This window comes from Phenylobacterium sp., from assembly GCF_037138395.1.
GTDB lineage: Bacteria > Pseudomonadota > Alphaproteobacteria > Caulobacterales > Caulobacteraceae > Phenylobacterium.
On record NZ_JBAXIM010000222.1, the window covers coordinates 1 to 2789 of the forward strand.

Genomic DNA, 2789 nt, shown 5'->3' on the forward strand with positions numbered 1-2789 from the left:
CGTTTGCCGGGTCACGGTGGGCGCTGGGCGCGGAGGTCCCGGCCCTGGCCGCAAGGGCAGCGACGCCCCCTCCGCCGCCCCAAAAGGCCGCAGTGACGAAGCCGGCCGCGCAACCCGCTGCAAGGCCGGGACCTCCGCGCCCAGCGCCCACCGTGACCCGGCAAACGGGCGGGGGACTGGACCTTGAGGCCCTCGCCGCCGAAGTCGCCCGGATGGGCGGCGGACGCCCGGGCCCTGCAGCCGCGATAGGGCCAAGCGCCGCCGCCCTCGCCGGACTTCAGGACCAGCTGCAGCAGCGCTGGACTCCCAACTGCGAGGTCGAAGGCGGGCGCGATGTCCGGGTCCGGGTGAGTTTCGGCCTGACCGCTGCCGGGGAACTCGAAGGACCGGTAGAGGCGGGTGGGCTTGAGCGCTCGGACAATCCCACCGTCAGGGCGGCGGCCGAGCGCGCCATTCGAGCGGTTCACCAGGCCGCGCCCTTCCCCGACCTGGCGGGTCCATCCAATCGCCGGTTCGCCGTCAACTTCAACGCCCGGGAGGCCTGTTCATGAGGATGTCCGCAGCTGTTCTCGCCGCCTGCCTGGCCCTGGCCGGGGTCAGCCTGGCGCCGTCGAACGCGCGCGCCGAGATCGAGGTGGACGTCAACCGGGGCGACATCCGCCCGCTTCCCCTGGCCGCGCCGGACTTCGAAGGTCAAAGGGGTGCCGAAATCGCCCGGGTCGTCATGGACAACCTGAGCCGATCGGGGCTCTTCGCGCCGGTCGACTCCGCAGGCCGCCGCTCGGAAGTGACCGTCGAGCCTGACTTCGGCGTGTGGAAGTCCCTGGGTGCCCAGGCCATGGTCAATGGCAAGGTCCAGCTCGTAGATGGCCGCCTGCAGGTGGACTTCCGCCTCTGGGACGTTCCCGCTGGCCAGCAGCTGCTGGGACTGCAGTTCACCTCCACCCCCGAGAACTGGCGCCGGGTAGCGCACAAGATCTCCGACGCCGTCTACGAGCGGCTGACAGGCGAGAAGGGCTATTTCGACACCCGGGTGGTCTTCGTTTCGGAAACCGGCAGTCGCCTTGAGCGGACGCTCAGGTTGGCGGTGATGGACCAGGACGGAGCCAATCCCAGCTACCTGACCGATGGCTCGGAGATCGTCCTCTCTCCGCGCTTTTCCGCCTCCAGCCAGGAAATCACCTACATGGCCCTGAGGCCCGAGGGGTCGGCCGTCTACCTGCTCAACCTGGAGACCGGTCGCCGGGAGAGCCTCGGCCAGTTCCCCGGCATGGTGTTCGCCCCGCGGTTCTCGCCGGACGGGCGCCAGGTGGCCTTCGCCGTGGAGAAGAACGGCAACTCGGACATCTGGGTCATGAACCTGGTCAACCGGCAAAGCCGTCGCCTGACCTCGGACCCGGCCATCGATACCTCCCCGGCCTTCTCCCCCGACGGAAGCCGGATCGTCTTCAACTCCGATCGTGGCGGCTCGCCCCAGCTCTACATCATGGACGCGGCAGGCGGCGGAGCCCGGCGCATCTCCTTCGGAGACGGGCGCTACACCTCGCCGGTCTGGAGTCCCACCGGCGACTTCATCGCCTTCACGCGGCAAGGCGGCGGACAGTTCCATATCGGCGTCATGCGGCCCGAAGGCTCGGACGAACGCACCCTGACTTCAAGCTACATGGACGAGGGCCCCACCTGGGCCCCGAATGGCCGGGTACTGCTGTTCAGCCGCCAGGAAGCTGGGGGCGAACCCCACCTCTGGACCGTGGACGTCACAGGCCGCATCCTGAAACCGGCCCCCTACACCGGCGGGGCCTCGGACCCGGCCTGGTCGCCCCTGATCAACTGACGACGTGAGGACACCCGAATGAACGCCCATTCCGCCCTGCGCTGGACGCCCCTTCTCGCCGCCGCGGCCCTCCTGGGGGCCTGCCAGTCGACACCCAAGCCGGGGCCCGTGACCGAAAAGCCCCCCGAGGCTACGATGCCTGTCGCCGGGGGTTCCGCAATCGCTTCCGGCGCGGTCCGGCCCGTGGGCCGTCCCGAACCCGTGACCAGTGCGCCCCTGCCCGGTACCCAGCAAGACTTCGTCATCAATGTCTCCGACCGGGTCCTGTTCGACATCGACCAGTACGAGGTCCGGGAGGACGCGACCGAAATCGTCGAGCGGCAGGCGGCCTGGCTGAACCGCTATCCCGACGTACAGGTCCGGATCGAGGGCAATGCCGACGAGCGGGGTACCCGGGAGTACAACATCGCCCTGGGCTCTCGCCGGGCCAACGCCGTGCGCGACGAATTGGTCATGCGGGGAGTCTCGCCGTCGCGGATCTCCACCGTCTCCTTCGGCAAGGAGCGGCCCATCGATCCGGGCGCCGACGACGAGGCCTTCCGCCGCAACCGCAATGCCCGCACAGTGCTCATCGGCGGCGTCCGCTAGTCCGTGGCCAGCCTGAGAAACGCCCTCATCGGCCTCGGACTGGCGCTCGCCATCCCGGCCATGTCCGCCGCCGCGCCACCCGCGGAGGACCCCGGGGATGTCCGCATCCGGGAGCTTTCCGACCGGGTGTCCGACCTCGAGAAAGCCATCAAGGACCTCAACGCCCAGGTCGAGTCCGCCGCACGCAACGCCGACCTCGCCCGGGGCGATGTCAAGGTCCTGCAGGACCGGATGGCCGGTCCCCAACCGACCTCCCCCGCCCCTGTCCCGGTCGTAGCGGGTCCAGCAACGGTGACGGCGGCGACCGCAGCGCCTCGATCCCCCGCCACACCTGCGGGGGATGGCCTCACCCTCGGGCGGCGACAGC

General features: G+C 69.9%; 4 protein-coding genes. All 4 read left to right on the forward strand.

What is annotated here, in order from left to right:
* The first annotated feature begins 152 nt into the window (after positions 1-152).
* A complete protein-coding gene (locus WCJ52_RS12505) occupies positions 153-551 on the forward strand; it encodes a hypothetical protein (RefSeq protein WP_336903635.1) in 399 nt (132 codons plus the stop codon).
* The gene (tolB, locus tag WCJ52_RS12510; protein ID WP_336903636.1) at positions 548-1834 is read left to right on the forward strand and encodes a Tol-Pal system beta propeller repeat protein TolB; all 1287 of its coding nucleotides are present in this window, start codon (positions 548-550) and stop codon (positions 1832-1834) included. The genes WCJ52_RS12505 and tolB overlap by 4 nt, the downstream gene beginning before the upstream one ends.
* Before the next feature lie 18 nt (positions 1835-1852).
* Positions 1853-2422: a peptidoglycan-associated lipoprotein Pal gene (gene pal / locus WCJ52_RS12515; protein WP_336903637.1), complete on the forward strand. Its 570-nt coding sequence runs from the start codon at positions 1853-1855 to the stop codon at positions 2420-2422.
* 3 nt (positions 2423-2425) lie between these two features.
* Positions 2426-2789: hypothetical protein (locus WCJ52_RS12520; protein ID WP_336903638.1), on the forward strand; the 364-nt coding region annotated here is incomplete at its 3' end.

What these genes read in the sequence shown, in the direction of transcription:
- pal (WP_336903637.1), top strand. Translation starts at nt 1,853, where the DNA reads ATGAACGCCCATTCCGCCCTGCGCTGGACGCCCCTTCTCGCCGCCGCG.
- tolB (WP_336903636.1), top strand. Translation starts at nt 548, where the DNA reads ATGAGGATGTCCGCAGCTGTTCTCGCCGCCTGCCTGGCCCTGGCCGGG.